Source organism: Arthrobacter sp. LAPM80 (assembly GCF_046736435.1).
Lineage (GTDB): Bacteria > Actinomycetota > Actinomycetes > Actinomycetales > Micrococcaceae > Specibacter.
The window spans coordinates 1-24,937 of the sequence record NZ_JBCHVD010000027.1; the positions used below are offsets into that span (position 1 = coordinate 1).

General features: G+C 64.3%; 20 protein-coding genes. 16 read left to right on the forward strand and 4 right to left on the reverse strand.

Features of this window, described 5'->3' with window-relative positions:
• Nucleotides 1-63: 63 nt before the first annotated feature.
• Complete coding sequence (pknB, locus tag AAGW05_RS17380; RefSeq protein WP_411805818.1) at nucleotides 64-2,088, reverse strand: Stk1 family PASTA domain-containing Ser/Thr kinase; 2,025 nt, start codon at nucleotides 2,086-2,088, stop codon at nucleotides 64-66.
• A 116-nt stretch (nucleotides 2,089-2,204) separates the two neighbouring features.
• Complete coding sequence (locus tag AAGW05_RS17385) at nucleotides 2,205-3,626, reverse strand: LysM peptidoglycan-binding domain-containing protein (protein ID WP_411805819.1); 1,422 nt, start codon at nucleotides 3,624-3,626, stop codon at nucleotides 2,205-2,207.
• Nucleotides 3,627-3,787: 161 nt separating this feature from the next.
• On the opposite strand from AAGW05_RS17385, the gene AAGW05_RS17390 reads away from it, so the two are divergent.
• A complete protein-coding gene (locus AAGW05_RS17390; protein WP_411805820.1) occupies nucleotides 3,788-4,141 on the forward strand; it encodes an Rv2175c family DNA-binding protein in 354 nt (117 codons plus the stop codon).
• A gap of 115 nt (nucleotides 4,142-4,256) precedes the next feature.
• Here AAGW05_RS17390 and AAGW05_RS17395 read toward each other — a convergent pair whose 3' ends face one another.
• Nucleotides 4,257-5,375 (reverse strand): polyprenyl synthetase family protein, encoded by a 1,119-nt coding sequence (locus tag AAGW05_RS17395; RefSeq protein ID WP_411805821.1) that lies wholly within the window; start codon nucleotides 5,373-5,375, stop codon nucleotides 4,257-4,259.
• Nucleotides 5,376-5,441: 66 nt separating this feature from the next.
• Complete coding sequence (locus AAGW05_RS17400; RefSeq protein WP_411805822.1) at nucleotides 5,442-5,981, reverse strand: hypothetical protein; 540 nt, start codon at nucleotides 5,979-5,981, stop codon at nucleotides 5,442-5,444.
• Between the two features lie 188 nt (nucleotides 5,982-6,169).
• On the opposite strand from AAGW05_RS17400, the gene dinB reads away from it, so the two are divergent.
• From dinB to ftsZ, 15 genes are all read left to right on the forward strand, one after another.
• A complete protein-coding gene (gene dinB, locus AAGW05_RS17405) occupies nucleotides 6,170-7,324 on the forward strand; it encodes a DNA polymerase IV (RefSeq protein ID WP_411805850.1) in 1,155 nt (384 codons plus the stop codon).
• A gap of 202 nt (nucleotides 7,325-7,526) precedes the next feature.
• Nucleotides 7,527-7,904: a DUF3040 domain-containing protein gene (locus AAGW05_RS17410; protein ID WP_411805823.1), complete on the forward strand. Its 378-nt coding sequence runs from the start codon at nucleotides 7,527-7,529 to the stop codon at nucleotides 7,902-7,904.
• A 454-nt stretch (nucleotides 7,905-8,358) separates the two neighbouring features.
• The gene (gene mraZ, locus AAGW05_RS17415; RefSeq protein ID WP_411805824.1) at nucleotides 8,359-8,790 is read left to right on the forward strand and encodes a division/cell wall cluster transcriptional repressor MraZ; all 432 of its coding nucleotides are present in this window, start codon (nucleotides 8,359-8,361) and stop codon (nucleotides 8,788-8,790) included.
• 277 nt (nucleotides 8,791-9,067) lie between these two features.
• Entirely contained in the window at nucleotides 9,068-10,066 is a 999-nt protein-coding gene (gene rsmH, locus AAGW05_RS17420; RefSeq protein WP_411805825.1) for a 16S rRNA (cytosine(1402)-N(4))-methyltransferase RsmH, read from the forward strand.
• Entirely contained in the window at nucleotides 10,063-10,737 is a 675-nt protein-coding gene (locus tag AAGW05_RS17425) for a hypothetical protein (protein WP_411805826.1), read from the forward strand. Before rsmH ends, AAGW05_RS17425 begins: the two co-directional genes overlap by 4 nt.
• 91 nt (nucleotides 10,738-10,828) lie before the next feature.
• Nucleotides 10,829-12,637: a peptidoglycan D,D-transpeptidase FtsI family protein gene (locus AAGW05_RS17430; protein ID WP_411805827.1), complete on the forward strand. Its 1,809-nt coding sequence runs from the start codon at nucleotides 10,829-10,831 to the stop codon at nucleotides 12,635-12,637.
• 54 nt (nucleotides 12,638-12,691) lie between these two features.
• Complete coding sequence (locus tag AAGW05_RS17435; RefSeq protein WP_411805851.1) at nucleotides 12,692-14,341, forward strand: UDP-N-acetylmuramoyl-L-alanyl-D-glutamate--2,6-diaminopimelate ligase; 1,650 nt, start codon at nucleotides 12,692-12,694, stop codon at nucleotides 14,339-14,341.
• On the forward strand, nucleotides 14,334-15,854 hold the full coding sequence (locus AAGW05_RS17440; protein WP_411805828.1) for a UDP-N-acetylmuramoyl-tripeptide--D-alanyl-D-alanine ligase: 1,521 nt from the start codon (nucleotides 14,334-14,336) through the stop codon (nucleotides 15,852-15,854). The genes AAGW05_RS17435 and AAGW05_RS17440 overlap by 8 nt, the downstream gene beginning before the upstream one ends.
• Nucleotides 15,851-16,963, forward strand: coding sequence for a phospho-N-acetylmuramoyl-pentapeptide-transferase (gene mraY, locus AAGW05_RS17445; protein WP_411805829.1), 1,113 nt, complete (start codon nucleotides 15,851-15,853; stop codon nucleotides 16,961-16,963). Before AAGW05_RS17440 ends, mraY begins: the two co-directional genes overlap by 4 nt.
• Nucleotides 16,945-18,513 (forward strand): UDP-N-acetylmuramoyl-L-alanine--D-glutamate ligase, encoded by a 1,569-nt coding sequence (gene murD, locus AAGW05_RS17450; protein ID WP_411805830.1) that lies wholly within the window; start codon nucleotides 16,945-16,947, stop codon nucleotides 18,511-18,513. The genes mraY and murD overlap by 19 nt, the downstream gene beginning before the upstream one ends.
• Complete coding sequence (ftsW, locus tag AAGW05_RS17455; RefSeq protein ID WP_411805831.1) at nucleotides 18,513-19,829, forward strand: putative lipid II flippase FtsW; 1,317 nt, start codon at nucleotides 18,513-18,515, stop codon at nucleotides 19,827-19,829. The genes murD and ftsW overlap by 1 nt, the downstream gene beginning before the upstream one ends.
• The gene (gene murG / locus AAGW05_RS17460; RefSeq protein WP_411805832.1) at nucleotides 19,826-20,953 is read left to right on the forward strand and encodes an undecaprenyldiphospho-muramoylpentapeptide beta-N-acetylglucosaminyltransferase; all 1,128 of its coding nucleotides are present in this window, start codon (nucleotides 19,826-19,828) and stop codon (nucleotides 20,951-20,953) included. The genes ftsW and murG overlap by 4 nt, the downstream gene beginning before the upstream one ends.
• 5 nt (nucleotides 20,954-20,958) lie before the next feature.
• Entirely contained in the window at nucleotides 20,959-22,419 is a 1,461-nt protein-coding gene (gene murC / locus AAGW05_RS17465; protein ID WP_411805833.1) for a UDP-N-acetylmuramate--L-alanine ligase, read from the forward strand.
• The gene (locus AAGW05_RS17470) at nucleotides 22,412-23,452 is read left to right on the forward strand and encodes a cell division protein FtsQ/DivIB (RefSeq protein ID WP_411805834.1); all 1,041 of its coding nucleotides are present in this window, start codon (nucleotides 22,412-22,414) and stop codon (nucleotides 23,450-23,452) included. Before murC ends, AAGW05_RS17470 begins: the two co-directional genes overlap by 8 nt.
• A gap of 310 nt (nucleotides 23,453-23,762) precedes the next feature.
• Nucleotides 23,763-24,932: a cell division protein FtsZ gene (gene ftsZ / locus AAGW05_RS17475; protein WP_411805835.1), complete on the forward strand. Its 1,170-nt coding sequence runs from the start codon at nucleotides 23,763-23,765 to the stop codon at nucleotides 24,930-24,932.
• Nucleotides 24,933-24,937 lie beyond the last annotated feature (5 nt).

The following is a 24,937-nucleotide window of genomic DNA, read 5'->3' on the forward strand; positions in this document are numbered from 1 at the left end:
TCCGCTGTTGATATATCAACAGCGGATGACCGTTTCGGCATCCCCGCGGCTTTTCGCAGGCTGCTAGACAACCTTCAGGGTGATGATTGAGCCCTCCGGGGCCTGTCCGCCGTCGGGGGACTGGAAACGGACGGTGCCAAAGAAGCCGCCCAACAGGTTTTCAACCTTGACCTCGAAGCCAAGAGCCTTCAATTCCTCGGTCGCAACACCAACCTGCTTGCCCACCACGCTTGGCACCTCGATCATGCGCGGGCCCTTGGACAGCGTCAGCCTGACCGTGTCGCCTGCCTTGAGGTTGCCGGATTCGGGGGATTGGGAGACCACCGAGCCCGCTGGCACGCCCCGGCTGTTGACCCGCTCTGGCGCGAGCGCTGCCGTGAGGCCCGCGGCCTTGAGCGCCGACACGGCGTCGGCTTCGGTCTTGCCCGCCACGGCCGGAACCGGGATGGGCTTGGGCCCCTTGGACACCAAGAGGTTCACCTTGGTGTTGGCACGGAATTCCTTCGCCGCCGCCGGGTCCTGGCTGATGACGACGCCGGCCGGAACCTTCTCGTCGTACGCTTCCTCCACGGTTCCCACGGCAAGGCTGGCACCGTCGAGGGACGTCTTGGCGGCGTCAAGGAGCTGCCCCGACAGGTGGGGGACGGCGTGCAGGACAGGGCCCCGGGATACGTGCAGCATGATGTCGTTGAACTTGCGCACCTGGGAACCGGCCGCGGGGTCGGTGGCCACGATGAAACCAGCGGCAACCTTTTCATCAAACACGTTGGATGTGGGGAATTGCTCGAACCCCGCCGCGCGCAGCAGCGCCTCCGCCTGCGGAACAGACTTGTTGTGCAGCTCGGGGACGGTGGCGAGTGCCCCGGGCCCAAATCCGACAAACCAGCCGGCGCCGGCGGCGAGCATGCCAAGCATGACAAACAGCAGGAGCCACACCAGGGCGCGGCGCCGCGGGTTTTTAGGTCCCAGTGTCTTCAGCGGCGTTGCCGCTGCCTTCGCACGGGCCTTCGCCTGCAAGGCTTCCTGTCGCTTCGAGCGCGGCACGAGGGGCGCGATGACAGTGGTGCCCTGGTGTCGCTCGTCGTCAATCCCCGGGGAGGCAGGGAGCACCGACGTAGGGAAGTAGGGGGAGGCGATGGCCTCGGTTCTGTCATTCGGCTGGCCCTGCGTGGCTATGACCTCGGTGGGCCGCGCGGTCGCACCCGCGGGGGATGTGCCCGGCGCTGTGCCGAAGTCAAGCTCCGCGGGCGTCAGGGTCTGGCGGATGTGGCGCAGGTCCTCCAGCAGCACGGCACCATTGGCCGGGCGGTGGTCGGGGTCCTTTTCGGTCATGTAGCGCACAAGTTCGTCCATGACGGCAGGCAGGCCCGGAACCGCTGTCGACGGTGCCGGCACCTCGTCCTGGATATGAGACATCACCACGGCGACCGGCATGGTGCCCGTGAAGGGTTGGACACCTGTCAGAAGCTCGTAGAGCATGATGCCGGCGGAGTAGATGTCGCTGCGGGCATCCCCGCCCTGGCCCTGGGCAAGCTCAGGGGCGATGTAGGCCACGGTGCCCAACAGGGCGCCGGTGTTGGCCGAGGTGGTGACGGCGCGTGAGAGCCCGAAGTCGCCGATCTTGACCCAGCCGTTGCGGGCGATCAGGACGTTTTCGGGCTTGACGTCGCGGTGCACGAGACCTGCATTGTGGGCGGCTGCCAGGCCTTCCACCACGGGGTCCAGCAGGTCAAGGGCCTGCCGGGGGGTCAGCGCGCCGTTCTCATTGATGACGTCGCGCAGGGTGTAGCCGTCGATGTATTCAAAAACGAGATAGGCGTGCTCAGGACCGACGCCGTGGTCGTGGATCTGCACCACGTGCGGGTGCGAAAGGCTTGCCGCGCTTTGGGCCTCGCGCCCGAGCCGCTCGATGAAGGCCGCGTCGGTAGCCAGGTGCGGGCGCAGGATCTTCAGGGCAATGTTCCGCCCGAGCCGCAGGTCCTTGGCCAGGTAGACAGTTGACATGCCGCCGAGCGCCACCTTGGAGCGGACCAGGTAGCGGCCGTCGATCGTGGACCCGATCAGCGGGTCAGGGGAGGCTTCTTGCACCCTTCAAGTTTAGGAGTTCAAACCAACAGGGGCCGCCAGCAACACCGCGCCGGGGCCCCTTTTCGTTGAGAGCGTACTTTGTGCCGATGCCGGTCAAGGGCACCAGATGGCGGTATTTAGCGGAACAGCTCGCGGTTCGCCTTGATGCCTGCCACGTAGATTTCTGTGTCAGGGAACAAACCGTGCACGCTGACGGAGTACTGGCCCTGGTAGTAACCGGCGATGGCAATGTCTTCGCTGGATGCGCCTCGGTGCAGTGCACGGATGATGGCGATGCCGGCCGTGACGTTATCCTGCGGGTCAAGCAGGTTCAGCTTGCGCCCGACAAGGCCGGAGGCCCAGTCTCCCGCGTCGGGAATGACCTGCATGGTGCCGATGGCGTTGGCAGGTGAGACCGACTGGTGGTTGAAGCCTGATTCCTGCTGCGCGAATGCCAGCGCCAGGGCCGGGTCGATGCCCATCTGGCTTGCCGTACGGGACACGATGTCCTTCATCTGAGCCCTTGAGGGTGCGGGGGCGCCAAGCAACAGTGCCTTGTTCTTGTTGGCGTCGTTGACCACCGCTTGGGGGTAGGTGTAATGCAGGAAGGTGCTGGGGACCTGCTGGTCCGGCGCCAGCTCCGGCACGCCGGCGGTGATGGGTGTGACGCTGCCAGCGGCGGCCTTGACCCCGGGAATCGTGAGGGTCTTGCCCGGGTAGATGGGCGCGTTGACGTTCAGGCCGTTCGCCGACACCAGGGCCGAGAGGCTGACGCCGTTCTGGGAGGCAATGGCGGAGAGCGTGTCCCCGGCCCTGATGATGTAGTTGCCGCCGCCGCTTGCGGGCTTGGGTGCCTGCGCGGTGGAGGGCGACGCCGGAGCTGCGGCGGCCTGTCCGCCCACCTTGATCTTCTGGCCGGGGTAGATGGTGGAACCGCCATTGAGGCCATTCAGTGAAAAGACCGTGGCCAGGCTGATCTTGTGCTTTGCCGCGATTCCACTCAGGGTGTCTCCGGCGGTGACAGTGTACGTGGCTGACGCCGTGGGGGTGGCGGCCGCGGGGGCTACAGCGGGCGTGGATTCTGTGATGGACAGGACCTTGCCGGGGTGGATGATAGTTGTTGGCGTGAGCTGGTTCCGCTTCAGCACTGAATCGGTGGACACCCCGTACTTGGCGGCTATGCCTGAGACTGTGTCGCCGGCAACCACTGTGTGTGAGACATTGCCCGGCTGCGCCTTGACGACGGTCTGCACGGCCTTCGCGACGGCGGGGGCACCCATGGCGGTGACGGCACGCGGCACCGAGCTGGCAACAACTGCGGCGGAAATGTTGTTTGAGGCGGTCCGTGCCTGCACCGCTGCAAGCACCTTTTGCGCATCGAGGGCGCCGTGATTGCCGTGGGGCATCAGTTCCGCCGCGGCGGGGGCTGCCCCAGCCGGGGTGGCAAGGGCCAGGGATGACAACATGACCACGGGAATGGCTGCCGTGGCGACTGCCGCCAGCTGCCTTCCGCCGTTTGCCTGCTTGCTGCCTGGGGACGAGGGGCGTGGGGGAGTCATGGGTGAGACCTCAATTTTCCGTTACAGATGATGCCAGTGGGGGTGATGTTACTAGAGTGACTAAAGGAAAATTTACACCAAAGCACTGTTAAGTAAGACACCAACGGTCATTGGCGCACAAAGTTGACGCAGCCGGGCACAAAATGTGGGAACCTTTGTGTGTGAGTAATGTTGAAACAGTAGTCAGTGAATGGTTGCCCCTGCCCGACGTCGCCGAGATGCTCGATGTCTCGGTCACCAAAGTCCATGCCCTTGTCAAGGATGGTTCCTTGCTTGCAGCACGTGTGGGTGAGCGCTCGATCAGGGCCGTGCCCGCCGAGTTCATTGCCGGGGACCACATCCTGGAAAGCCTGCGTGGAACCATTTCCGTGCTCCACGACGCCGGCTTTGATGATGAGGAAGCCATCCAATGGCTTTACACCGTTGACGAGTCGTTGCCCGGGCGTCCCATCGACGCCCTGATCGGCGGGCGCAAGACCGAAATCCGCCGCCGCGCAGCAGCCCTGGGCTGGTAGCACGCAGCACCGATTAAGGACAAAATTCCGGGGATCCTTGCCCCATCCGCCCTGCCCGGGTGGGATGGGGCAACGATCCCCGGAACTTTTTAACGCCTGACTGAGGCGCGGGTGGTTACGACGTTCGGGAAACCGCGGCCCGGCCCAGGGCTGACAGCGCCGTCCTGACGTGATCTTCAAGGGGAAGACCTGCCAGGGCGGCAAACGCCGTTTCGCTCAGCTGCGCAATCATGTCCTCCGTGCGGGCCAGCGCCCCGGAACCAACCATAACGGAGCACATGCGTTCCACTTCGGCGTCGTTGAGGTCCTGGCGGCCAAGGTTCGTATCGACGAACTCCCTGTCCTCCGCGTTGGCGGCATCAATGGTCAGGCCCACAAGCACCGTTCGCTTGCCCTCGCGCAGGTCATCACCGGCAGGCTTTCCCGTTTGGGCAGGATCGCCAAACACGCCAAGAACGTCGTCGCGAAGTTGGAATGCCTCGCCCAGGGGCAGCGCGAAGGCGCCGTATCCGGCCAGCAGCCCTTCCCCGGCACCGGCCAGGGCGCCGCCAAGCACCAAGGGATGTTCGGAGGAATACTTTGCGCTCTTGTAACGAATGATCGCCGACGCGCGGGCCACGGCCGTAGCGTGGGGTTTGGACGGCCCTGAAACCTCCTCCAGGATGTCGAGGTACTGGCCCGCCATGACCTCGGTGCGCATGATGTTGAACACCGCACGGGCCCGCGCCGCAGCGTCGTCGCTGGCGGCGCCGGAACCGATGCGGGAGAACATTTCCTCGCTGAGCGACAGGCAGAGGTCCCCGGTCAGGATGGCCGCAGCGTGCCCGAACCGCTCGTCGTCAAGGGCCCAACTGCTCTGCGTGTGCAAGGTGCTGAACCGCCGGTGCACGCTCGGGCCGCCTCGGCGGGTGTCCGATCGGTCAATGATGTCGTCGTGGATCAACGCGGCAGCCTGGAACAGTTCAAGGGCGGCACCTGCCTGGACCACGGCCTGCGCATCGGCGGCCCCGCCGGCCCCCCGCCATCCCCAGTAGCACAGCAGCGCACGCATGCGCTTGCCGCCGGTGACAAGGGTCTTGATGGAATCAACCAGCACAAGGGTCGCCGGCGAGATCTGTGCCAGCAGCTGGTGCTTTTCAGCCAGGAAGCTGTTCAGCTGTGCCGTAACGGCTGCAATGAAGGCGTCGTGCTCGGCCACGGGGGTTGCGCCGGTTGGGACGGGCGTTGCGTTCATGCTTTCAAGATTCCTTGCTGTTGGATCAAATTCCATGGGTTAAAAGTTCTCGGGCGCCGGGGTGGATTACTTAAAAGACGCGGGCAGCAGCGTTGCGCCCAGGGTGAAGGTGGCAGTTGCCGCAGTCTGGACGATCGACACAGTGAGGATTTCCTGTCCCTCGGCGCGCACGAAGGTTTTCACGGGAACGCCGTCAACCGAGTCGCCCGGCTGCGCCTTGAAGCCCTGGTCGGTGAAGACCTTCGTGTAGTAGGCCAGCACATCCGCCGAGCTCGCCGTCACTGACGCCGTCAGCGATGCCTGTGAAACGGGCACAGCATGAGCGATGCTTGAGCTTTGGATCTCCGCGCCCTTCATCAACGGCAGGACTGTGGACGGGAATCCGGCCACCAGCTTCTTCACCGCGGACTCCTGGGACGGTGCAGCGGTGGTCGTCGCCGGGGCCGTCGCGACAGTGGTTGCTGGTGCGGTTGCCGTGGGGGATGCGCTGGGTGCCGGGCTTGAGCAGGCAGCCATCAGCACGACGGCGGAACCCGCCGCCGCTGCCAGCAGGCTCTTGCGGATCAACGGCAGGATGTGCGCGGTGCGGGGTGTGTGTCGTGTCATGGAATTTTCCTTAGCTGCCGGTGCCTGTGCGGTCGCATTCAGTTCAGTTTACCCATGATGGCCGCCAAGGCACCCGCCCATGGTGTCCAGTTCACTGGGAACCGGTGGCTGCCGGTATTGCCTGTCACTAGACTTGAGGGGTGGAAGATGAACGGGGGCACGCGCCCGAGCAACAGGGCTGCACCGTCATGCACGTCGACATGGACGCGTTTTTTGTCTCCGTCGAGTTGCGTGACCGCCCCGACTTAGTGGGAAAGATGGTGATCGTCGGCCACCCGGAGGGGCGCTCGGTGGTGCTCTCGGCCTCCTACGAGGCACGGGCCGTCGGGGTCCGTTCGGCCATGCCCATGGTGACTGCACTGCGGATGTGCCCGACCGCCGTCGTGATCATGCCGCGGCACCGGCTCTACCAGGAAGTGTCGGCCGATGTCATGGCCGTGTTCCACTCCATCACCGACACCGTCGAGCAACTCAGCGTGGATGAGGCCTTCCTTGACATCAGCGGTTCGCTGCGCCGCCTCGGCACACCCCTGCAGATCGGGGCGCTGATCCGCAGGCGCATATCCGCCGAGGTGGGGATCACCGCGTCGGTGGGCATTGCCGCCAGCAAGTTCGTGGCAAAGGTCGCCTCAACCCGCTGCAAGCCGGACGGCATGTTGTTGATCGAAAAGGATCGGACGGTGGAATACCTCCACACGTTGCCCGTCGAGGCCCTGTGGGGTGTGGGTGCGAAGACACGCGAGGTCCTGGCCCGCCTGGGCATCTTCACTGTGGCGGATGTGGCCGCCACTCCGCTGCCGGCGCTGCAAAAGGCATTGGGCGCCATGGGTGTGTCGCTGCATGCCCTGTCCTGGGGCATTGATCCGCGGCGCGTGACCCCCGAACACCAGGAAAAGAGCCTCGGCGCCGAGGAGACCTTTGCCCAGGACACCTTCGACGACGAAATTCTCACCAGGGAGCTGTTGCGGCTTTCACACCGGGTGGCCGGGCGCCTGCGTGAATCCGGGCTGAGCGGACGCACCCTTGCCATCAAGATCAAGTACGCGGACTTTTCCACCATCAGCAGGTCCAAGGCGCTCAGCGCAAGCACTGACAGTGCCACGCAAATCTATGCGGGCGCCGTCGCCCTGTTGCGGGCATTGGGCAGCAGGCCCCAAAGCGTGCGCCTGATAGGGGTCCGCATGGAGAAGTTGGAGTCGGTTGACAGTGCGCCCCTGCAGTTCACCCTGGACCCCAGGGACGACAATTCCCGCAATGCCGAGGTGGTCGGCGATGCCATTGCGGCACGGTTTGGAACCGCCAAAATCGTCCCTGCGCGCCTCCTTCCGCCCCGCCGAAAGTAGTAAGGGGCAATCGGGTTTCAGTTCGGCACAATCAAGCCTATTGTTAGTAATAGGAGTTACCTCATTGATGGCTTCGCAACTGATTGGTGCTCGAGTGCACGCCGTGAAAGCTGCATGTGACGGCTGCAGCGGGAACCAAATCAGCTGGAAAGCCGTTGTATGGGAAAAGACACCCACGGCTCTTGACCTGAAGGAGGTCGTCATGCCCCTCTCTGAGCACGAACAGAGACTGTTGGACCAGCTCGAAGAGCAGCTCAATGCAGAAGATCCCAAGTTTGCCAACGCCCTGTCCTCAAGCCCGAAGCGTTCTATGTCGACCCGCAACGTCGTCATTGGTGTGCTGGTGGTGATCGTTGGGCTGTTGATTCTCTTGGGAGGCGTCGGATCGCAGCTGATAGTGGTGGGGATCCTCGGGTTCCTTGTCATGGGAGGCGGCGTTTACATCGCACTTTCCAAGCCCAAGTACGTAATGTCCGCCAAGGGCGCTCCGCGGGCCGGGACGAAGTCGGGCGCGAAGTCCAAGAGCGGCTTCATGAACGGCCTTGAAGAGAAGTGGGAAGAGCGCCGCCGCGAACACTAGCCTGTGAGTTGGGCAGGTTTTCTGCCGCGCGCACTTTTTCATCCGGTGCCTCCCGCGGCATGCGAGACAAGACCCCCTTCCGGGGGTCTTTTTGCGCTTAAAACGAACGGCGCCAGAGGTGATCTTGGCCCCTCCACCGTGACGTGTCGGCCGGCCGCAGTGATGAGGAAAATCCCTCCACTTTGCGCCACGGGCGACCTAAAAAAGGCCAAATACGCCCCCAAGGGGGCTTTTTTGTACCCCGCCGGACCCCAATGACGCACCGGCCGCCCTTTTCCCTCCACCGTGTGCCACCGCCCGTGTGCCCCGTAACAACAAGGATTTCTGCTTCGACACGCTGCCAACACACACCCAAGGGAAGTTGACGGTGGAGGATTGTGGAGTAATGTGGAGCACGTAAGAGGGGAATGGGGTCGGGTTGACCGTCAAATCTCAACAATGAAGGCGGTGGGGAGTGTTTCTCGGAACTCATTCACCGCGTCTTGATGAGAAGGGCAGGATCATCCTTCCCGCAAAGTTCCGGGAGGAACTTTCCAGTGGACTTGTCCTGACCAAGGGCCAGGAAAACTGCATTTACGTCTTCAGCGCAAGGGAATTCGAAAAGGTTCTGGCCCAAATGCAGGATGCTCCACTGTCCAACATGGCGGCCCGGGACTACATTCGAATCTTTCTTTCGGGAGCTTCCGACGAAGTTCCCGACAAGCAGGGCAGGGTGACCATTCCGGCCACCTTGCGATCCTATGCAGGTCTCGAGAAGGAGCTGGTCGTCATTGGCGCCGGCAGCCGGGCAGAGATCTGGGATGCCACCGCTTGGCATGAATACCTGGCAGCGAAGGAGACGGCGTTCTCGGCAACTGACGAACTCGCCATCCCCGGAATTATCTGAGGATCCCCAACCACCGGCACCAACGAGCACCATCAGCTTTTGTGATCTTGAATGAGATCTCCAGCCGCCCCGCAGGGCCAGTCCTGACTCACCTTCCCCGGAGTCAGGCGTGGCATGGCGTGGCGCGGAGGGGGATCTGGCTTAAGAACACACCTCGCAAGGGATCGACTGCGTGGACGGGCCAGCACAGCACCACAATTGATTACTGCCATATTTGCATTGCCTCAGGGGAACGAATTTCCCCTTCCGGTTTTGACCGAACAGAAACGGAGTCGTGATGACGTCGGAAAACCCCACGCCACCTACGTCCGAACGCCACACTCCAGTTCTAAAAGACCGCTGCATCAATCTCCTGGCGCCTGCCTTTGAGCTAGCCCGTGCAGCGGGGCGCACGCCCATTGTCATCGACGCCACCCTCGGCATGGGCGGACACAGTGAAGCCATGCTGCAGCGTTTCCCCGAGCTGCACCTGATCGGCATTGACAGGGACACCGAAGCCTTGGGCCTGGCAGGGGAGCGCCTTGCACCGTTCAAGGACCGCACGGACCTGGTGCACGCCGTCTACGACGAGATCACCGACGTCCTGGCGGACCTCGGTGTTCCCGGCATCGACGGGATCCTCATGGACCTGGGCGTGTCCTCGTTGCAGCTCGATGAGCGCGACCGCGGCTTTGCCTACTCCTTCGATGCACCCCTAGACATGCGCATGGACACAAGCCGCGGCCAAACCGCTGCCGATGTGCTCAACACGTACACCGAGGAAGACCTCGTGCGGATCATCCGCAAGTGGGGCGAGGAAAAGTTTGCCGGACGGATCGCCAACCACATTGTGGCTGCACGCGACACGGCGCCGCTGACCCGCACCGGCGAGCTCGTGGACATCATCCGCAACGTTGTCCCATCGGGTGCGTCCAAGACCGGCGGGCACCCCGCAAAGCGGACCTTCCAGGCCCTGCGCATCGAGGTCAACGAAGAGCTGAGCGTCCTGGAGAAAGCCGTTCCTGCGGCAGTCGACGCGCTCGTCCTGCACGGCCGGGCTGTGGTCATGTCATACCACTCACTTGAAGACAAAATCGTCAAGGCAGTGTTTGCTGCCGGGTCAAGCTCATCCGCCCCCGCAGGGTTCCCTGTGGAGCTGGAGGAGCACAAGGCAACGTTGAAGCGCCTCACCAAGGGCACGGAAATACCCACAGACGAGGAAATCGCAGAAAACCCCAGGGCCGCATCCGCGCGTCTGCGGGCAGTGGAAAAGATCAGGATCAGGAGTGCCGCATGAGCCAGCAAGCAACACGCACTATCCAGGTGACCGTGGGCAACAATGCACGGGCGCTGAACGTGCCGCTGGCGAATCCGGGCCCGCTCACACCGGCACCTCAGACGGGCGCAACCCGGAAGGCACGCACGCCGCTGTCCCTTGTGGTCTCCACCCCCAGGCGCAGCAGCCGCGCCCTGGTCACCGGCCTGTTCCTCGTGGTTCTCGCCGCGCTGACTGTCGTGCTCGTCATGAGCATCTCGGTGTCCAAGGGCCAGTACGAACTTGTCGGACTGAAGAACCAGCAATCGGTGCTGCACAAGTCAAACCAGTCGTTGGAGCAGGAGATCGCCGCAAAGTCCTCTCCGCAGGAACTCGTGGCCAGGGCAGCAGCCATGGGCATGGTCCCCGCCGCCACGACCGGCCAGATCGACGTGCGCACCAAGAAGGTCAGCGGGTCCCCGATGCCTGCCGCAGCGGACACCAAGGGCCTAGTCGTCATTCCTCCGGCACTGATCGACAAACCCCAACCGGTGGTCGCAGCCCAAGAACCGCCCGCCATGCCGAGCAGCCCCGCCGCGAATGCCCAAAAGGATGCTGCGGCAAAGCAGGCTAAAACTCCGGTGGCACCTAGTGCGGTAGCACCGGCACTCAACGGCGGCACCATTCCGGCTCCGGTCGAAAAGGACAACTAGGGTCCCCACCACCTTCCCCGGCGGGACAGGCACACCCGAAAACAGGCAGCACCTGCTGCCTCAAAGCTAACAGCGCAAGGAATGGCATCACGTGGCACAGAAATCCACCCAGTCGGATCGTGGTGCAAGTGCACAGCGAATCAATAAAGTTGGCCGCACCCGGATGCGTGTCGGCTTTGTCCTGATGATGGCCTTCCTGCTCGTCATTGCGGGACGGCTCGTCATGGTGCAGGGCCTTGACGTTGGCAACATGGCCCAGGCGGCCGAAAACCAGCGCACCGTGGTGCAAACGCTGCCCGCCATCCGTGGCAAGATCATTGATTCCAAGGGCAAGGTGCTGGCCGAAAGCATCATCCGCTATGACATCACCGTTTCCCAGGTGAACATGGCCGGCTACCAGGATTTCAAGCGCTGGAACCCGGACACCGGGAAGAATGTCAGCTTCACCAAGGACGAGGGCCTGCAACAGCTCGCCCACGTGCTGGGCATGGGCTTCGTGGATGTGAAGACGAAGGCCACGGGAACTGCCAACTTCAACTACATCGCCCGGGACGTCAGCCCCCAGGTTGAGGAAAAGGTGGCCGCGCTGGGCCTTCCCGGCATCTACTCCCAGGCAGTCACCAAGCGGGTCTACCCCATGGGTGCAGTGGGCGGGCCCATCGTCGGCTTCGTCGATGCCGACGGAAAGGCGCTGGCAGGCATCGAGCAAACCATGAATGACAAGCTCACCGGCACAGACGGGAAGCGCACGTTCCAGGCCGGCAAGAACGGCATCATCATCCCCACGGCCCCCGTCCGCACGGAGCCTGCCGTTGACGGCCAAACAGTGAAGCTGACCATCGACCAGGACATCCAGTACTACGCCCAGCAGGCCGCGCAGCAGCAAAAGCAGCAGTACAACGCCCAGTGGGCCAGCATTACGGTGACCCAGGTCAAGACGGGCAAGATCATCGCCCTGGCTGACAGCGACTCCTACGACCCCAACAATGTCGGGGCATCGGTTGCCAAGAACATCGGCTCGCGCACCGTCAGTTCGGTGGTGGAGCCGGGTTCGACGGATAAGATCATCACCGCTTCGGCAGTCATGCAGGAGGGACTGGCCACGCCCATGAGCGAGTTCCTCGTGCCGCCCACCTTGAACATTGACGGCCAGAACTTCTCCGACGCCTTTGTGCACGGCACCGAACAGCGCACGCTGGCGGGCATCATTGCCGATTCAATGAACACCGGTACCGTCATGGCCGGCTCCAGGCTTAGCCTCCAGCAGCGCTATGACTACCTGCGCAAGTTCGGCGTGGGTGCAAAGACAGGCATTGAGCTGCCGGGTGAAAGCCCCGGCATCCTTGCCGACTGGAAAAACTGGGACGGCCGCCAACAATTTACCGTCCTGTTTGGCCAGGGCGTGGCCCAGACGCCACTGCAGACCACCATGGTGTTCCAGACAGTTGCCAACAACGGCGTCAGGCTGAAACCTACGTTGATTCAGTCCTTTACGGCAGCCGACGGCACGGTGGCGACACCGCCGCAGGCCCCCGGCGTGAAGGTCATCAGCCCCAAAACCGCCCAGGACGCCAGGGACCTACTCGAGGGCGTGGTGACCATGACCGACTACAAGGTGGTGGGCATTCCCGGTTACCGGACAGGCGGCAAGACGGGCACATCCGAGGCGCCGGCCGATAACGGTGTGGGTTTCGATGGCTACACGGCGTCCTTCATCGGCATGGCCCCCATGGATGATCCCGAGTATGTGGTCGGTATTACTGTCCAACGCCCCCAGGGAGACATCTACGGCGTCACCCAGGGGTATACGTTTAATCAGGTGATGGGACAGGTGCTGCGCAGCTACGACGTGCCGCCCTCCACCACCCCGCCCGTCAAGCTGCCCAAGTTCTACAAGTAAGCCTGGGCAGAGGAGAGACCCGTTGTGAAAGAAAAGGATTCTGTTCAAGTGCCTGTGAACAACCCAGCCACCCTGCTGCGACCGCACCACCACAGTGGCGCGGACCTGTCGGAGCTGGCCGACCTTGCCCGGGCTGCCATGAGCGCCCCACAGGGTGCCACGCAGCCCGTCCGCGTCATTGGTGTCAGCCTGGACTCCAGGTCCATCTGTCCCGGTGACCTCTACGTTGCCCTCCCGGGAGCAAAGGCCCATGGCGCGCAGTTTGCCCGCCAGGCCGTTGCCGCAGGCGCCGTGGCGATCCTGACCGACGACGCCGGCACCCGGCTTTTGGCCGACGACGCAGCCGTGCCTGTGCTCACCGTGGCCGACGCCCGCGCCGCCACAGGTGCGGTTGCCGCCCGGGTCTATGGCACGTCCACCGGCACCCTGGAGCTTTTCGGCGTGACGGGAACCAACGGCAAGACAACCACCACGTACTTTTTGAACTCGCTGTTGCAGGCACTGGGGAAGACAACGGGACTCATCGGCACCATCGAGATCCTTGCCGGCAGCGAAGCCATCCCGAGCAAGCTGACAACACCCGAGTCCACAGACGTCCACGCATTGCTTGCCGTCATGGCCGAAAGGGGGCTGGCCGCAGCCTCCATGGAGGTCTCCTCGCACGCCCTGGCCTTCGGCCGTGTCGATGCTGTCCGCTTCAATGTCGCGGGTTTCACCAACCTCACCCAGGATCACCTGGACCTTCATGGCGGCATGGAGGGCTACTTCGAAACGAAGGCCGCCCTCTTCACCCCCGCCCACGCGCGATCGGCAGTTGTCACTGTCGATGACGGCTGGGGCCGGCGCATGGCAGAAGCCTGCAGCGTACCCCGTGTGACGCTGTCCACTTTAAGTGCTGAAAGCGCCGCCGACTGGCAGGTCCGCGACATCCGCCGCGACGGTGTTGGGTCCCGCTTCAGCTTGTGCGGCCCCAACGGTGCCGTCCTGCAGGTTCATACGGGCCTCCCTGGCGACTTCAACGTCTCCAACGCCGCTCTGGCGCTGCTCATGGTCACCACCGAGCTGTTGGCCCTCCCTGCTAAGGACGGCTCCGGCGTCGAACGTGAACAGGACGTGCTGGCCAGGCTGCAGGAAGCCCTTGACGCCCATGACCCGTTCACCGTCGAGGTGCCCGGACGCATGCAGCTCGTCGGCACGGCACCGGTTGCCGTTGTCGACTTCGCGCACAACCCCGACGCCCTTGAACGGGCCCTTGACGCCATCCGGCCGGCCACCCCCGGCGCCCGTGTGATCGCCGTCTTCGGTGCCACGGGGGAGCGCGACGCCACGAAACGTCCCATCATGGGCGCGGTGGTGGCCCGCGGCGCCGACGTGGTCATCATCACCGACGATGACCCGCACGATGAGGACCCTGCCGCGATCCGCGCCGACGTTCTGGCCGGTGCCCGTCAAGCCAATGAGCAGGAAGGTTTGGGGCGCGTCGTGGAGGAATTCGACCAGCGCGCCGATGCGATCGGGCGCGCCGTCGAACTGGCCACAGAGGCGGATGTGATCCTGGTGGCCGGGCGCGGCCACGAAGTTTACCAAGAAGTGAAGGGTATCAATATTTCCCTTGACGACAGGGTTGAATTACGGGCTGCACTTGCCTCCCGCGGATTCCCCTTGACACAGGCAAGCAAGATAGAGTCCCCTACTGATGATTGAATTTTCTGCGGCCGAGATTGCCGAACTGACCTCCGGCACGCTGTCGGCCGGCACCGAGCCCACCCTGACCATTGATGTGGCCACCATTGCCACCGACTCCCGCGACGCTGTCCCCGGGGGCATGTACGTGGCCAAGGCCGGCGAACAGGCCGACGGCCACGACTACGTTGCCGCCGCGTTTGCCGCGGGCTCCGTGCTGGCCCTTGCCGAGCGTGAGGTGGCCGCGAACGACGCCGGAACCCCCTTCCCGGCTGTCATCGTCGCCGACGCCGTGCGCGCCATGGGGACGCTGGCTGCCGAGGTCGTGCGCCGGATCCGGGCACACTCGCCCCTGACGGTCATCGGCATCACAGGTTCCGCCGGCAAGACCACCACCAAGGACCTGCTGTTCGGCATCCTGTCCCAGCACGGTGCAACGGTTGCGCCCATCGGCTCCTACAACGGGGAAGTCGGCGTTCCGCTGACAGTTTTCTCCGCCGATGAGGACACCCGCTTCCTGATCATTGAAATGGGTGCCACGAAGGTGGGCCAGATCAAGTACCTCAGCGATATGGTGCATCCGGACCTTGGCGTGGTCCTGTGCGTCGGAAGCGCCCACGCCGGCGAATTCGGTTCCATCGAAAACATTGCCGCCGCCAAGGGCGAACTAGCCGAGGCACTGCCGCCCCGGGGCCGGGCACTGCTGAACTACGACGACGGCCGGGTCCGTGCCATGGCGGCGCGCTCAGCCGCGCCCGTGACGTTCTTCAGCAGCGCCGATGCCCCAGAAACCGGCCTGCCCGACACTGCCGGCGGCCCCCGGTTCCTGCAGGCCCGCAACGTGCGTACCAACGCGGACGGGCAGCCCGAATTCGACCTCGCCTTCCCCGGCCGCGAGGACACCTTGCCGGTGGGCAGCAAGCTGCTTGGCCTGCACCACGTGACGAACCTGTTGGCGGCGGCATCGGCCGCCCACGAGGTGGGGATTGCCCCCGAGGACATTGTTGCCTCCCTCAACCAACAGCGCCCCGCCAGCCGCCACAGGATGGAACGCACCGACCGCAGCGACGGCGTGACAGTCATCAACGACGCCTACAACGCGAACCCGGAATCCATGCGGGCAGCCCTGCGGACCCTCGCCGAACTCGGCGGAAGCGGCGCACGCAGGACCTGGGCCGTGCTGGGGGAAATGCTCGAACTTGGCGAGGACTCGGTACTCGAACACGACGCGGTGGGCCGTGTGGCCGTGCGCTTGAACATCTCCCGTCTGCTCGTAATTGGTGACGGGGCCAGGGCCATGCACGTCGGCGCCGTCATGGAGGGATCCTGGGGGGAGGAATCAATGTTCCTGCCCGACGCCGACGCCGCTTACCAGCTGCTCACCGCCGAACTGGCCCCAGGGGACATCGTCTTATTCAAGTCCTCAAACGGCTCAGGGCTGCGGTTCCTGGGCGATCGGATAGCATTACCCACGGGGATCGGCCCCGCCGCAACCAGCGACACTACCTTCGGTGAAAGGACTGCCCAGCCATGATCGCATTGCTCATTGGTTCAGGCTTGGCCCTGGCCTTTGCCATGATAGGCACCCCGTTGTTCATCCGTTTCCTTGTCAAGCAGGGCTACGGACAGATCATCCGCGAGGACGGTCCAACCACCCACCAGATCAAGCGCGGAACCCCCACCATGGGCGGCACCGTTGTTGTCGGGGCAGTGGTCGGCGCATACTTCATCACGCACCTGATTGTGTGGCTCATCAATCCGGACCTGCCCGGCCCCTCGGCGTCCGGGCTGCTCATGATCTACCTCATGGTTGGCATGGGACTTGTCGGGTTCCTCGACGATTTCCTGAAGATCACCAAGCAGCACAACACAGGACTGAATCCCAAGGGCAAGCTCATCGGCCAGGCCGTGGTGGGCATTTCCTTCGCCATCATGGCGCTGGGGTTCCCGAACAGGTCCGGGCTCACCCCTGCCAGCACCTTCATATCCTTCGCCCGGGACATCCCGCACCTGAACCTGGCCTTTGCCGGGGCCGGGCTGGGTGTGGTGCTGTTCGTGCTCTGGTCAAACCTGATCATCACCGCTGCCACCAATGGCGTCAACCTCACCGACGGACTCGACGGACTGGCAACCGGTGCCTCGATCCTTGTTTTCGGCGCCTACACGCTCATTGGCCTGTGGCAAAGCAGCCAGGCCTGCGGCTCCCGCAAATTCCCCGCGGATTCCGTGTGCTACGACGTCCGGGATCCGCTGGATCTCTCCCTGCTGGCAGCCATCATGTTTGCCGCCCTGATCGGCTTCCTGTGGTGGAACACCTCGCCCGCGAAGATCTTCATGGGCGACACCGGCTCGCTTGCCATCGGTGGCGCAATGGCAGGATTTGCCATCCTTTCGCGCACCGAGATCCTGCTCGCCATCATTGGCGGACTCTTCGTCGTCATCTCCTGCTCCGTCATCATCCAGGTCGGTTTCTTCAAGCTGTCCAAGGGCAAGCGCGTCTTCCTCATGGCGCCGTTGCAGCACCACTTCGAGCTCAAGGGCTGGAAGGAAGTGACTGTCGTTGTACGGTTCTGGATCCTGGCAGGACTCATGGTCGCCGTGGGACTCGGCGCCTTCTACGCTGAATGGATCGTTCGACTGTGAGTGATTCGACTGTGAGTGAACCAGAAACCCGCATCGCCGCACTGACGAGCTGGGACGCCGACTGGGCCGGGCTGCGCGTTGTTGTCACAGGCATCAGCAAGACAGGATTTTCCGTTGCCGACACCCTCGCGGAGCTGGGCGCGCATGTGGTTGTGGTTGCGGCCTCCAACGACGCCGAGGCGCTGGCTAATGCCGACACGTTGAAGATCGTCGGCGTCAGGGACGTCATCCTCGGTGCCGAAACATCCACGGTCCTGCCCTTGGTCGACGGGGAGCGGGCCGACCTCGTTGTCACGAGCCCGGGCTTCAAACCAAGCCACCCGCTGCTGGCGGCCGCAGCAGGGGAGGGGATCCCCATCTGGGGAGACGTGGAACTTGCCTGGCGTGTGCGGGTGAAGGAAGGCCGCAAGACGGCCGAATGGATCACCATCACGGGCACCAACGGCAAGACCACCACCACCACCATGGTCGAGTCCATGCTCCAGGGCGCCGGGCTGCGGGCCATCGCCGCCGGCAACATCGGCACGCCGATCCTCGACGCCGTGCGCGACCCCGAAGGCTATGACGTATTGGCAGTGGAACTCTCAACGTTCCAACTGCACTGGAGCGAGTCCCTTGAACCTGTTTCAAGCGTCTGCCTGAACCTGGCGGTCGACCACGTCGACTGGCACGGCAGTTTCGAGGCGTACGCCGCCGACAAGGCCAGGATCTACGCCAACACCAAGATTGCCTGCGTATACAACGCGGAGCAGATTGAAACCGAGCGCATGGTCCAGGAAGCCGACGTCAAGGAAGGCTGCCGGGCAGTCGGCTTCACCACCGGCATCCCCGCCATCAGCATGGTCGGCGTCGTCGAGGGCCTGCTCGTGGACCGCGCCTTCATCGCCGAACGCAAGGATTCAGCATCCGAGCTCGCAGCGCTCAGCGACATTGGAGACCTCGTGCCCCGGCACCTGGTGGCCAACGCGGCAGCAGCCGCGGCCCTCGTGCTCGCCTACGGCCTCACCCCCGCCGACGTCCGCAAGGGCCTGGTTGACTACCACAACGGCGACCACAGGATCCAGCCAGTTGCCAGTGCCGGAGGTGTGCTGTGGGTCAACGATTCAAAGGCCACGAACCCGCACGCCGCATCGGCCTCGCTGTCATCGTTCAACCCCGTCATTTGGATTGCAGGGGGACTGCCCAAGGGTGTTGTCTTTGACGACCTCGTGCGCGAACACGCGCAGCGCCTCAAAGCAGTGGTGCTGATCGGTGCCGACAGCTCGGCACTGGCCGGGTCCCTCGAGCGCATCGCGCCCCAGGTTCCTGTTCACGTGACCCGGTCCGAGGGCGGCAGGCACGCCGATGCAGGCACGCTGCGCGGGGACGCGGTCATGGCCGAGGCCGTCGCCATCGCGGCATCGCTGGCGGCCAACGGGGACACCGTGCTGATGGCCCCGGCGTCGGCGTCCATGGACCAGTTCACTTCCTACGCCCACCGCGGCCAGGCGTTCATTGACGCGGTCCGGGAGCTGCAGGAATCACAGGCAAGCGCCGACAAGGAGTCATAGTGGCCAAGACACCCACACAGCCAGGCTCATCCGCCGCACGCGAAGCGCGGGCCAACTCTGGTGTGGATGAGGCTGCCACAACCGCAAAACCCGCTGCAAAAGCCACGGCCCCTGCCAAGGCTGGCGCACCCGATGCCCCCGCCGGCCGCCTCAAACGGCTGCGCGGGCGGCTCAACGCGATGTCGGGGCGGCCCAGCGCGTCCTACTACTGGATCATTGCCACCACTTTGGCGTTGACGTGCATCGGCCTGATGACAGTGCTGTCGGCGTCGGCCGCCGAATCAATCTCGGCCGGCGTCGACCCTTACTCGCTGTTCCTGAAGGCAGCCATGTTCGCCGTGATTGGCCTGGTGCTGATGATGGTGCTGTCCTTTGTGACCCCGGCTGTCCTGAAAAAGCTCGCCTGGCCCGTCCTGGGCCTGTCCTTCCTGCTCCTCGTGGCCGTCCTGACCCCGCTGGGTGAGGAGGTGGGTGGAAACCGGAACTGGATCAAGCTGACAGAGACCCTGAGCTTCCAGCCATCCGAAGCCGCCAAGCTGGCACTGGCCCTGTGGATGGGCATGATCCTTTCCCTCAAGGGCAGGCTCGTGGGGGAATGGAAACACACCCTGTTGCCTGTTGTCCCCGTCAGCGCCATCATGGTGGGCCTTGTCCTGATGGGTCACGACCTCGGCACGGCAGTCATTGTCATGGGCATTGTCGGCGCCGGCCTGTTCTTTGGCGGCGGCAGCAAGCGCGTGCTCCTTGGCGCCGTGGGGATCGGGCTCGCCGCAGCCCTTGTCCTTGCCGTGTTCAGCGGTAACAGGACAGCACGACTCTCGGGCTGGATGGGCAATTGCAACGACGGACTTGGACTATGCGACCAAGCCCAAAACGGTCTGTACGCCCTCGCTTCCGGCGGCTGGTTCGGCGTGGGACTCGGGCAGAGCAGGCAAAAGTGGAGCTGGATTCCCGAAGCCCACAACGACTTCATCTTCGCCATCCTCGGCGAAGAGCTGGGCCTGCTGGGCACCCTGGTCATCATCGCCTTGTACGGCGTGCTTGCCTTCGCCGTGTTCCGTGTCATCATGAAGCGCAATGACACCTTTGCCCGCGTTGTGTGCGGCTCCATCCTGACCTGGATCATCGGCCAGGCCTTCGTGAACATCGCCATGGTGGCAGGCCTCCTGCCCGTCATCGGTGTTCCCCTACCCTTGATCTCCTACGGTGGCAGCTCGCTGGTGATGGTGCTGGCGGCCATTGGCATCGTCCTGTCCTTTGCCCGCACCGACCCTGCCGCCGACGCCGAACAAGAAAGTGCCACGATTTCTTCATGACGAACACAATCCACAACACCTCCGATGACGGATCAGCCCTTTCGGTGGTCCTGGCCGGGGGAGGCTCGGCCGGGCACGTCAGCCCGCTGCTGGCCATTGCCGGCGCCATCAGGGAGATCGTTCCCGGCTCCGCCATTGTCGCCGTCGGCACCAAGGACGGACTGGAAACCACCCTGGTTCCCGCCGCCGGTTACGAGCTGGCCCTGATCGAGCGCATTCCGCTTCCCCGCAAGCCCTCGCCTGAGCTGTTCAAGCTGCCCGGTCGCATGCGCCGGGCCATTATGGCCGCCAAGACCATCCTGACCGACGCGAAGGCCGACGTCCTGGTGGGTGTCGGCGGTTACGTATGCACACCCATGTACCTTGCCGCGAAGTCACTGGGCGTGCCCATCGTCATCCACGAGGCCAACACGAAGGCAGGGCTCGCCAACAAGGTCGGCGCCCGGTACACCACGTACGTGGGTACCGCGTTCGCGGCCACCAAAATCCGCCACGCGCACCTGGTGGGCATGCCCATGCGCAAGGCCGTCGCGTCCCTTGACAGGGAAGCCGCACGGGACGAGGCCCGCGGCCGGCTCGGCCTCGACGCGGGGCTGCCCACCCTGATCGTGACCGGCGGATCATTGGGGGCCATGCGGCTGAACCAGGCAGTCAGCGGAACACTCGAGGCGCTGGCCGCGGCCGGGATCCAAACACTGCACATCACCGGCAAGGGCAAGGCGGTCCTGGCTGCCGACGGGTCCCCGGTCACCGCGCCCCTGTACAAGCAGGTCGAATACGTTGCCGGCATGGAGGATGTCTATGCGGCCGCCGACCTCCTGTTGTGCAGGTCGGGAGCCGGCACCGTTTCAGAGGTTGCGGCCGTGGGTGTACCGGCTGTTTTTGTTCCGCTGCCCATCGGCAACGGCGAACAGGCACGCAACGCAGCAGGCCTCGTTGACGCCGGTGCGGCGCTGCTGGTGGCTGACGGGACCCTGGATGCCGCATGGATCAAGGCCAACGTGGTTCCGCTGTGCCTTGATGCGCCAACACTTGGGCGCATGGGCGCCGCAGCCTCGACGCTGGGCATCCGCGATGCCGCCGAGCGCATGGCCGACATGGTTTTGGCCGCGGGCGGGAAGTAAGGATCATGACGAAGGAAGAAGCTGTAGTGGCCTATCACCCACCAACACTGGCCGAACTGGGCCGCGTCCACTTCATCGGCATGGGCGGTGCTGGCATGTCGGCCATCGCAAGGATCATGCTCGGCCAAGGTGTGCCCGTCAGTGGATCTGACGCGAAGGAATCGGCAGGACTGGCACAACTGGGCATGTTGGGTGCCCTGGTGCACATTGGCCAGGCCGCGGAGCACGTGTCAGGGGTCGATACCGTTGTGGTGTCGACGGCCATTCGTGAAAGCAACCCCGAACTCACGGCAGCCCGTGCGGCCGGACTCCGGGTGCTGCACCGTTCCCAGGCGCTGGCAGCAGCCATGGCGGAGGACACCGTCGTGGCGGTTGCCGGCACCCACGGCAAGACGACCACGACATCGATGATCACAGTGATGCTCAAGGGTGCAGGGGTGGACGCCTCCTTTGCCGTCGGCGGAACAGTGCAGGGGCTGGGCGTCAACGCCGGCCACGGCGCGGCGGGCGTCTTTGTCGCCGAGGCCGACGAATCCGACGCCTCCTTCCTGAACTACCGTCCGGACATCGCCGTGGTCACCAATCTCGAGGCCGACCACCTCGACCACTACGGAACCGCGGAGGCCGTGTTTGCTGCCTTTGGGAAGTTTGTGGAACTCCTGCCTGCCGACGGCACCCTTGTTGCCTGCGCGGACGACGCCGGATCGGCTGCCCTGGCCGCTGCGGCGGGCGCTTCGGGGAAGAGATGCCTGAGCTACGGCTTCGCGGAGGGCGCCGACATCAGGCTGCTGCCGGGAGACGCTGACGGCCTGCACAGCACCGCAACGCTCAAGCTGCGCGCGGGAGTGCTCCCCGATGGTACGGAGGAATCCTTCACCCTGCGCCTGCAGGTGCCGGGAAACCACAACCTCAACAATGCGGCCGCGGCACTTGGTGTCGCCGTTGCGCTGGGTGTCGACGTGGAGGCCGCCCTTGCGGCGCTGGCAACCTTCAGTGGTGCGGCAAGGCGCTTTGAGGCCAAGGGGGAGGGGCGCGGCGTCAGCGTCTACGACGACTACGCCCACCACCCCACCGAGGTGACGGCAGCGCTGAAGGCGGCCCGGAGTGTTGCCGGGGACCACAAGGTCCACGTCCTGTTCCAGCCGCATCTTTTCTCCCGCACCGCCGAGTTCGCCGGCGCCTTCGCGCAGGCCCTCGACCTGGCTGACACCGTGGCAGTGCTCGACATCTACCCGGCACGCGAAGATCCCATTGCGGGGGTCACCAGCGAACTGATCACGAACGAACTGAACAGTCCCTTTGGCTACGCCCCCGACAGCGACGCCGCCGTCCAGCGCCTTGTTGATGGAGCCGCGGCAGGGGACATCATCCTGACGATTGGAGCAGGGGATGTCACGGAATTCGGCCCTGCACTGGTGGCCGCCCTGAACAAGCCTGCTGGCGGGACCGAGGGGCATCATGGCTGAACCGCGCAAGCCGCGGGTCATCAGGACCCGCCCCGGCACGGTGCCGCCGGCCGCCGCACCCGACGACGCCCAGGAAACTGTTCCGGCCGCCGTGCGCAGCACGAGCACCAAGGTGTCTGTCCAGCCCGTGCCGGCCGCAGCCAAACCGCCCGCTGAGGCAAAGCGGCCGGGCATGAAGATTCCGGGTTGGCTGTCCCCAAAGTCATCCGTTCCGGACGCCGTGCCCGCAAGGCCTGCGCCCGCCAAGCCGGCCCCCGGGCCGAAGGCGGAGGCCGGGCAGGAGCGCAACGCCCAGGTTTTGGCGTTCCCGCTGCCCGAATTCAAGCGCCGGCGCCGTGCCATCCTGTACGCCGTTGTGGCCGTTGGGGCCGTTCTTACCTTGGTCATGGTCCTCGCACTGTTTTCACCGGCACTGGCCGTGAAAACAGTGGTCTTTCAGGGGCAGAAGCTTGTGAGTGAGGAAACACTGCACAAGGCGTTGGCCCCGATCTTGGACAAGCCGCTTCCGCAGGTCACCGATGAGGAGGTCAAGAAGCTGCTCGCTCCTATCATCCAGGTGAAAAGCTCGCGCATTGAGGCAAAGCCGCCGTCCACGCTCTTGATCCACCTGGTGGAGCGGGTGCCCGTGGCCCTGCTGAAGAACGGGGAGGACTACCTGCTGGTCGACCAGGACGGGGTCCAGCTCGGGTCCACAAAGGACCCGGGCAGCGTGGCCCTGCCGTTGATCGACGGAGGAACGGCCGCCATCGGCAAGGACACTTTCCGTGCCATGACTGCGGTGCTCTCCAACCTGCCGCAGACGATCCTTGGGCAGCTTGCCAACGCAACGGCAAATTCGCCCGACGCGGTGGAGCTCAAGCTGTCCGACGGACGCAGCGTCATTTGGGGTAATGCCAGCGACATGGAGCTCAAGGCGCAGGTGCTCGAAGCCCTGCTCAATGCCCCGCCGCCCACTGTCGCGGCGGGCAAGCCGGCACCCGTGCCCGCCAATGTCTTTGACGTCAGTGCCCCGCGTCACCCGGTGACACGATGATGTCCGGCCACAGTAGAATTGACAAACGGCCACGGCGCAGCGGGCGGTGATTGAAGCGTTTTTGTACCGGATTATCGCGACACGCGGCGGTGGTCATTGCATGCGGCACGGATGCACCATAGCGTCACAGACAAGAGTTAGTTGACATAAGTATAACCTTCAACTTGAGGGTTAAGCTAGCAAGGTTTCAACCATGGCTTCAAGGTTGCCCAGGCAACCGGCGCCGGCGCCTTGGAAACATGGCGAATGCTTTGGCAGCACAGCACGAAAAATTGATCTTCGAAGCAACATACGAGCAAGGGAACCCAACGTGGCAGCACCCCAGAATTACTTGGCAGTCATCAAAGTCGTCGGTATCGGCGGTGGCGGCGTAAATGCAGTGAACCGCATGATTGACGTGGGTCTGCGCGGCGTTGAATTCATCGCCATCAACACCGATGCCCAGGCGTTGCTGATGAGCGACGCCGACGTCAAGCTTGACGTCGGTCGCGAACTGACGCGTGGCCTCGGTGCCGGCGCCAACCCGGATGTCGGACGCCAGGCGGCCGAGGACCACCAGGAAGAAATCGAAGAGGTCCTGCGCGGGGCCGACATGGTCTTCGTGACGGCCGGCGAAGGCGGCGGCACCGGAACCGGTGGCGCACCCGTGGTTGCACGCATCGCCCGTTCACTCGGCGCACTGACCATCGGCGTTGTCACCCGGCCCTTCACCTTCGAGGGCCGCCGCCGCGCGTCGAGTGCGGACAGCGGCATCGAGGCGCTGCGCGACGAGGTAGACACGCTTATTGTCATCCCCAATGACCGCCTGCTGTCCATCAGCGACCGCAACGTCTCCGTCATGGATGCCTTCCGTTCCGCCGACCAGGTGCTGCTGTCGGGCGTCCAGGGCATCACCGACCTGATCACCACCCCCGGCTTGATCAACCTCGACTTTGCCGACGTCAAGTCCGTCATGCAGGGTGCAGGCTCGGCCCTGATGGGCATCGGCTCTGCCCGTGGCGAGGACCGTGCCGTGAAGGCCGCCGAGCTCGCCATCGCGTCACCGCTGCTTGAAGCCTCCATCGACGGCGCCCACGGTGTGCTGCTGTCCGTCCAGGGTGGTTCTGACCTGGGCCTGTTCGAGATCAACGAGGCCGCCCGCCTCGTTCAGGAAGTTGCCCACCCCGAGGCAAACATCATCTTCGGTGCCGTCATTGACGATGCCCTGGGCGATGAAGTCCGTGTCACTGTCATTGCCGCAGGCTTCGACGCGCCCGACGCTGCTGTGGAGGTGGCGGAGCCGGCTGCCGCCGTGGCGCCCCCGATCCCCGCCACCGTGCCCGCCAGCGCATCCATCACGAACCTGAACCAGTGGGGCCAGCACTCGGGCTCCCAGGTTCCGGCCGACGGCGGCTTCGACGTTGAGCTGCCCGCCATCGTGGAGCCCGACCTCACGGGGCACCGCGCCGACGACCTGGATGTTCCGGACTTCCTGAAGTAGGAACG